This window comes from Pseudomonas sp. EL_65y_Pfl1_R83, assembly GCF_963970695.1.
GTDB classification, from domain to species: Bacteria; Pseudomonadota; Gammaproteobacteria; order Pseudomonadales; family Pseudomonadaceae; genus Aquipseudomonas; species Aquipseudomonas tritici.
This window is the reverse complement of sequence record NZ_CAXAQI010000384.1, coordinates 1-464: the sequence shown is the minus strand read 5'-3', so window position 1 is coordinate 464 and position 464 is coordinate 1. Positions and strand designations below refer to the sequence as shown.

The window sequence follows — 464 nt, the reverse complement described above, 5'->3', positions numbered from 1 at the left end:
AGCCGCTGCCCATCCGGGTACCGAAGCCGACCAGCAGCCCGCCGATCAGGACCACCGCCGGCGAGGATGGAAAACGGGCAATTACCGGACCTGAGATCAGGTTCGCGATCCCCGCTCCGACCGGCAGGCCGACAATGAAAGCCGCAGCAATTCTCCACGGCGGGCCAGTCTGTGAGAGGGCGAAGGCACGCGCGGCGAGGCCGCTCACGCCCGCTATCCGGCCGAGGCCGAGCAACATGATCGCGCACGCCAATCCGATCAATATTCCGCCCGTCAAGGCAGCGAGCGGCGTGGCGTTGGTCCAGTCCATCAGAGCATATCCAGCGGCAACCTCAATGGCGCCATTCAGGCTGTGGCGTCCATCGCCATCGCTTGAGCCTGGCGGTCGGCAGGGTTGATGCGTTGGCGTGCCGCCGTCGCAGCACTGGCCGTCGCGCCAGTTACGTTCGCGTTGAAAAGCTGAG

1 protein-coding gene is annotated in these 464 nt (G+C 65.7%); it reads right to left on the bottom strand.

The genetic code is table 11. From position 1 onward, the window contains the following. A partial coding sequence (locus tag AACY08_RS29430) for a YeeE/YedE family protein (RefSeq protein ID WP_339472601.1) occupies positions 1-310 on the bottom strand: 310 nt, incomplete at its 3' end. Positions 311-464: the final 154 nt, after the last annotated feature.